The sequence below is a fragment of the Streptomyces sp. NPDC054847 genome (assembly GCF_053610925.1).
The window spans coordinates 1-6742 of sequence record NZ_JBSGZJ010000385.1 but is presented as its reverse complement, the minus strand read 5'-3'; the positions used below and the strand labels follow the sequence as shown (position 1 = coordinate 6742).

6 protein-coding genes and 1 pseudogene are annotated in these 6742 nt (G+C 73.1%); all 7 read left to right on the top strand.

Annotated features, from left to right (window positions below; translation table 11 throughout):
* A pseudogene (locus ACWGH4_RS27940) lies at nt 1–221 on the top strand (SCO3242 family prenyltransferase); the annotation flags it as partial.
* A gap of 398 nt (nt 222–619) precedes the next feature.
* Nucleotides 620–1444 carry a sugar phosphate isomerase/epimerase family protein gene (locus ACWGH4_RS27935; protein WP_453465823.1) on the top strand — a complete coding sequence of 275 codons (825 nt, stop codon included), beginning with the start codon at nt 620–622 and terminating at the stop codon, nt 1442–1444.
* On the top strand, nt 1441–2088 hold the full coding sequence (locus ACWGH4_RS27930) for an EboA domain-containing protein (protein WP_453465820.1): 648 nt from the start codon (nt 1441–1443) through the stop codon (nt 2086–2088). Before ACWGH4_RS27935 ends, ACWGH4_RS27930 begins: the two co-directional genes overlap by 4 nt.
* Nucleotides 2088–2936 (top strand): TatD family hydrolase, encoded by an 849-nt coding sequence (locus ACWGH4_RS27925; protein WP_441261744.1) that lies wholly within the window; start codon nt 2088–2090, stop codon nt 2934–2936. Before ACWGH4_RS27930 ends, ACWGH4_RS27925 begins: the two co-directional genes overlap by 1 nt.
* A gap of 12 nt (nt 2937–2948) precedes the next feature.
* Nucleotides 2949–4118, top strand: coding sequence for a metabolite traffic protein EboE (gene eboE, locus ACWGH4_RS27920; RefSeq protein ID WP_453465818.1), 1170 nt, complete (start codon nt 2949–2951; stop codon nt 4116–4118).
* The gene (locus ACWGH4_RS27915) at nt 4115–5500 is read left to right on the top strand and encodes an alkaline phosphatase family protein (RefSeq protein ID WP_453465816.1); all 1386 of its coding nucleotides are present in this window, start codon (nt 4115–4117) and stop codon (nt 5498–5500) included. The genes eboE and ACWGH4_RS27915 overlap by 4 nt, the downstream gene beginning before the upstream one ends.
* Before the next feature lie 50 nt (nt 5501–5550).
* Nucleotides 5551–6714, top strand: coding sequence for a sugar phosphate isomerase/epimerase family protein (locus ACWGH4_RS27910; protein ID WP_453465814.1), 1164 nt, complete (start codon nt 5551–5553; stop codon nt 6712–6714).
* Nucleotides 6715–6742 lie beyond the last annotated feature (28 nt).

Here is a 6742-nt window from a genome sequence, read left to right as displayed (position 1 = left end):
TCGCCGCCGCGTACGCCCGCACCGCCGCCGTCCCCTACCTCCACGCCGCGCTCAACCCGTCCCCGCCGCTGACCCAGCGCGCCGTCGGCGGCGGCATCCGCGCCATGATCCCGCTGCAGGCCGCCCTGGCGGCCCGGTCCGGGGCGGGCGTCACCGGGCTCGCGGTGATGGGGCTCGTACCGCTCGCCCGCAAGCTCGCACGGAAGGTGAGCCCGACATGAGCCCCGCCCCCCGCCCGGGAACACAACCGGCCCCCGGCACCGGCCCGGCCCCCGGTACCGAGTCGGCCACCCGTACCGGCCCCGACGCTCGAACTGGCCATGGCACCCGCCCGGGAGCCGGCCCGGACGCCCGACCGGGAACGGACAACGGTGGCGCCGGCGCCCGTTCTGGCGCCCACCCGCGCCCAGGCGGCGGTCCGGTCCCCGGTACCGGCCATGGCACCCGGCCAGGTCCCGACGACCGACCGGGCGCGGACAACGGTGGCGCCGGCGCCCGCTCCGGCACCCCCACCCGCCCGGGAGCCGGCGCGGACGCCCGTACCGGCCCGGCCCCCGACGCCCGGTCCGGCGACGGCGCGGACGGCGGCCGGCTCCGGTTCGGCTACGGCACCAACGGGCTGACGGACCTCCGTCTCGACGACGCCCTCGGGCTGCTGTCCGACCTCGGCTACGACGGTGTCGGACTCACCCTCGACCACATGCACCTCGACCCCCTCGCCCCCGGACTCGCCGCGCGCACCGGCCACGTTGCCCGCCGGCTCGGGGAACTCGGCCTCACCGCCACGGTGGAGACGGGAGCCCGCTACGTCCTCGACCCGCGTCGCAAGCACGGCCCGTCCCTGCTCGACCCCGACCCCGAGGCACGCGCCGCCCGCACCCGGCTGCTGGTCACCGCCGTCAAGGTGGCGGCGGACCTCGGCGCGCACGCCGTGCACTGCTTCAGCGGCATCACCCCGCCCGGCACCGACGCGGACACCGCGTGGAAGCGGCTGGAGGAGGCGATCCTGCCCGTGCTCGACGCCGCGGCCGTCGCCGGCGTCCCCGTCGCCGTCGAACCCGAGCCCGGCCACCTGCTGGAGAACCTCGCCGGCTTCCATCAGCTGCGCACCGCCCTCGGCAACCCCACACCCCTCGGCCTCACCCTCGACATCGGCCACTGCCAGTGCCTGGAGCCCGACCCGCCCGCGGACTGCGTCCACGCGGCCGGCCCCTGGCTGCGGCACGTCCAGATCGAGGACATGCGGCGCGGCGTGCACGAGCATCTGCCCTTCGGCGACGGCGAGATCGACTTCCCGCCGGTGCTCGAGGCCCTCGCCGCCACCGGCTACCAGGGTCTGACCGTCGTGGAGCTGCCCCGCCACTCCCACGCGGGCCCCGAACTGGCCCGCCAATCCATCGAGTTCCTCCGTACCGCAGTCGCGAAGGGAGCACCGGCACCGTGACGCAGACCGCACCCTGGACCCGTCAGGAAGTCGAGGCCCGGCTGGCCGACGACACGGCCCGCGCCTGGCTCGGCGAAGCACTGGCCGAGGCGGCCCGCGCCGCACAGGCACCGCCGGCGCCGTCCTCCCCGTACACCGCGCACACCTGGGAACTCCGGTTCGCCGCCGCGGGCCGCCACTGCGGGCAGGACAACGCGGACGCCGTCCGTACCCTGCTGCTGACACAGGCGCGGGCGGGCCTCGACACCCTGACCCGGCTCTACCGGCAGGGCAGTGCCGCCGAACGCCGCGCCGTGCTGCGGGCGTTGCCGTCCCTCGTCGAAGGACCGCACGCCGTGCATCTGCTCGACGACGCCCTGCGCACCAACGACACCCGGCTCGTCTCCGCCGCCGTCGGCCCCTACGCCGCCGCCCATCTCGACGCGCACGCCTGGCGGCACGCCGTGCTCAAGTGCCTGTTCACCGGGGTGCCCCTCGACCACGTCGCGGACCTCGACCGGCGGGCCCGCGGCGACGGCGAACTCGCCCGCATGCTTTCCGACTACGCCGCCGAGCGCACCGCGGCCGGCCGCGACATCCCCCATGATCTCGACCGCGTGCTGACCCTGACCGGCGAGAAGCCCCAGCGGCCCCAGGAGCTGTGATGCGCATCTTCGACCCCCACATCCACATGACGTCCCGCACCACCGACGACTACGAGGCCATGTACGCCGCCGGTGTGCGCGCCCTCGTGGAGCCGTCGTTCTGGCTCGGCCAGCCCCGCACCTCCCCGGCCAGCTTCTTCGACTACTTCGACGCCCTTCTCGGCTGGGAGCCGTTCCGCGCCGCCCAGTACGGAATAGCCCACCACTGCACCATCGCGCTCAACCCCAAGGAGGCCAACGACCCCCGCTGCACGCCCGTCCTCGACGCGCTGCCCCGCTATCTCGTCAAGGACTCGGTCGTCGCGGTCGGCGAGATCGGCTACGACTCGATGACCCCCGCGGAGGACACGGCGCTCGCCGCGCAGCTCCAGATGGCCGCCGACCACGGTCTGCCCGCCCTGGTCCACACCCCGCACCGCGACAAGCTCGCCGGCCTGCACCGCACCGTCGACGTCATCCGTGAGTCGAACCTGCCCACCGAGCGGGTCCTCCTCGACCACCTCAACGAGACGACCGTGAAGCCCGCCGCCGACAGCGGCTGCTGGCTCGGGTTCTCCATCTACCCCGACACCAAGATGGACGAGGACCGCATGGTCACGATCCTGCGGAACCACGGGACGGAGAAGGTGCTCGTCAACTCCGCCGCCGACTGGGGCAGAAGCGACCCGCTGAAGACCCGCAAGGTCGGCGACGCCATGCTCGCGGCCGGCTTCACCGAGGACGACGTCGACCAGGTCCTGTGGCGCAACCCGGTCGCCTTCTACGGCCTCAGCGGCCGGCTCCAGCTCGACATCCCGGAGCCGGAGGGCCTGCACGAGGGCAACTCCATCCTCCGCGGCGGGGAATGAGGGGAGCAGAGGATGCGCTTCCGTCACCCCGACGGCTCGACCGTCCACCTCTCCTACTGCACCAACGTCCACCCCGCGGAGACACTGGAGGGCGTCCTCGCGCAGCTGCGTGACCACTGCGAACCGGTTCGCAAGCGCCTCGGCCGCGACCGGCTCGGCATCGGCCTGTGGCTCGCGAGGGACGCCGCCCGCGCCCTGGTCACCGACCCGGCGGCCCTGCGGGGACTGCGCGCCGAGCTGGAGCGGCGCGGTCTCGAGGTCGTGACACTCAACGGGTTCCCCTACGAGGGCTTCGGCGCGGAAGAGGTCAAGTACCGCGTCTACACGCCGGACTGGACCGACCCCGTACGCCTGACCCACACCACCGACCTCGCCCGGCTCCTCGCGGCGCTGCTGCCCGACGACATCACGGAGGGCACCATCTCCACCCTCCCGCTCGCCTGGCGCACCGGCTTCGACGACGAGGCCGCCGCCATCGCCCGCACCGCGCTGACCACCCTCGCCGAGCGGCTCGACGCCCTCGAGGAACTGACCGGCAAGTCCGTCCGGATCGCGCTCGAACCGGAACCCGGCTGCACCGTGGAGACCACCGCCGACGCGATCGGACCGCTCACCGCCGTCCCGGGCGACCGGATCGGCGTCTGCGTCGACACCTGCCATCTCGCCACCTCCTTCGAGGACCCGGAATCCGCCCTCGCCGCCCTCGCCGCGGCCGGCGTCACCGTTCCGAAGGCCCAACTGTCCGCCGCGCTGCACGCGGAGAACCCGCACCTGCCGGAGGTGCGCCAGGCGCTGGCCGCCTTCGCGGAGCCGCGTTTCCTGCACCAGACCCGTACCCTCACCGCCGCCGGCCTGCGCGGGACGGACGACCTGGACGAGGCCGTCGCCGGAGGCGCGCTCCCCGACGGCGGCCCCTGGCGGGCGCACTTCCACGTCCCCCTGCACGCGCCGCCCGCCGAGCCGCTCACCTCGACGCTGCCCGTCCTCCAGGACACCCTGACCCGGCTCGTGGGCGGCCCGGAGCCGCGGACCCGCCACCTCGAGGTCGAGACATACACCTGGCAGGCCCTCCCGCCGGAGCTGCGGCCCCGCAACCGCGGGCAGCTCGCCGACGGCATCGCCGCCGAACTCACCCTGGCCCGCGACCTGCTGACCGACCTCGGCCTCAAGGAACTGCCATGAGCGACACGCGCCCCACCCCGCTGCTGGTCCTCGACGTGGTCGGCCTCACCCCCCGGCTGCTGGACCACATGCCCCGCCTCAAGGCGCTCGCCGCCGCCGGCTCGCAGGCCAACCTGACCACCGTGCTGCCGGCCGTCACCTGCGCCGCGCAGTCGACGTTCCTGACCGGTGTCCTCCCGTCCGAACACGGCATCGTCGCCAACGGCTGGTACTTCCGCGAGCTCGGCGACGTCCTGCTGTGGCGCCAGCACAACGGTCTGGTGGCGGGCGACAAGATCTGGGACGCGGCCCGCCGCGCCCACCCCGGCTACACCGTCGCCAACATCTGCTGGTGGTACGCGATGGGCGCCGACACCGACATCACCGTCACCCCCCGGCCCGTCTACTACGCCGACGGCCGCAAGGAACCGGACTGCTACACCCGCCCTCCGGCCCTCCACGACGAACTCACCGAGAAGTTCGGCACGTTCCCCCTCTTCCACTTCTGGGGGCCGGGCGCCGACATCGTCTCCAGCCGGTGGATCGCCGACGCGACCCGCCACATCATGCGCACCCGCCGGCCCGACCTGGCCCTGTGCTACCTGCCGCACCTGGACTACGACCTCCAGCGCTACGGCCCCGACGACCCCCGCTCGCTGCGTGCCGCCGCCGACCTCGACGCCGTCATCGGCCCGCTGCTCGACGACGCAGAGCGCGAGGGCCGCACGGTGGTCGCCCTGTCGGAGTACGGCATCACCCGGGTCAGCCGTCCCGTCGACATCAACCGCGCCCTGCGCCGCGCCGGTCTGCTGGAGGTCCACACCCAGGACGGCATGGAGTACCTCGACCCGATGACCTCCCGTGCGTTCGCCGTCGCCGACCACCAGCTCGCCCACGTCTACGTGCGGCGCCCCGAGGACCTCGACGCCGTCCGAGAGGCGCTCGACGGGCTGCCCGGCCTCGATGAACTCCTCGACGACGAGGGCAAGAAGGCCCACGGTCTCGACCACCCCCGCTCCGGCGAGCTGGTCGCGGTCGCCGAACCCGACGCCTGGTTCACGTACTACTACTGGCTCGACGACGACCGCGCCCCCGACTTCGCGCAGCTCGTCGAGATCCACCGCAAGCCGGGCTACGACCCCGTCGAGCTGTTCATGGACCCGCACGACCCGTATGTACGGCTCAAGGCCGCCAAGGCCGTGGCCCGCAAGAAGCTCGGCATGCGCTACCGCCTCGCGGTCGTGCCGCTCGACCCGTCACCGATCCGCGGCAGCCACGGCCGCCTTCCCGCGAGCGACGAAGAAGGTCCGCTCCTCCTGTGCTCCACCCCCCGCGCCGTCACCGGCCGCGTCGCGGCCACCGATGTGAAGTCCCTGCTGCTGCGGCTCGCCGGCCTCGACTGAGGCGGCGACCGTCACGCGTCCGCACCCCCGTGAAGGAAAGAGAGATCACCGTGACCTCGTTCAACGACGATTCCGTCACCGGCGACAGCCTGCGCCGCTCGCTCGGCGTCAGCCGCCGCCGCTTCCTCAGCACCTGCACCGCCGCCGCTGCCGCGGCGATCGCCGCCCCCGTCTTCGGTGCCTCGCCGGCCCTGGCCGTGGACACGGCGGACGACAGAGCCGAGGACCACGGCCGTTCCGCTCTGGTCCCGCCCCACAAGCGCGGCATCATCCTCTACACCGTCCGTGACGCGACCGGCCGCGACCCGTTGTCCACGGATCTTCCCTCGGGCTTCCGCGAGGTCTTCCAGCAGCTGTCCCGCTACGGCTACAAGCAGGTCGAGTTCGCCGGCTACCGCCAGCACGCGAACGCCCCGGGCGGCGCGAACCTGGAGACCGTCGCGGGCGCGAAGCTCATGCGGTCCTGGCTGGACGAGTACGGGCTGACGGCGCAGGGCAACCACGGCTTCATCCCCGGCTCCTGGCCGCTGACCCCGTCCGACCTCGACACCTTCAAGCGCCATCTCGAGATCGCCAACATCCTCGGCATGGCACACATGGGCACCGGCGGCGACCCGACCGGCAGCTCCTACCGGGCCGACTGGGACGTCGCCGCGGAGAAGTGGAACGCGCTGGGCGCGATCGCCCGCAGCGAGGGCATCAAGCTCTACACCCACAACCACGACTCGGCGTACGGGTTCCTGCTCGACGGCGGTCCGCTGGATGCCCAGGGCCGGCCGACCCGCAGCTCCGGCATCCGCAAGCTCGAGTACTTCCTGGAGGTGACCGACCCCCGCGACGTCTGGCTGGAGATGGACATCTACTGGGCGCACGTGGCGCAGTACAAGTTCCACACGTACACCGCGCACGACGGCTCCACGGTGGAGCAGGTCTTCGACCCGGCCGGTCTGGTGGTCCGCCACAACGTGCGCTACCCGCTGTTCCACGCCAAGGACGGCACGGTCAACGCCCAGAACGGCCAGGGCTACGACATGGTGACGTTCGGAGAGGGCGACATCGACTACCGAAGGTTCTTCAGGCGGGTGGGGGCGAAGAACTACCACAACCCGATGATCGAGCACGACGGCGCGCCCAGCGCCACGGTTCCGGGGCAGTCCCTCGAGGTGGCCCGCAAGAGCTACGACAACCTCGCGGCCCTGCGCGCCCGGCACTGATCCGGCAGCGGCCGGCCCGCCCGGTGGC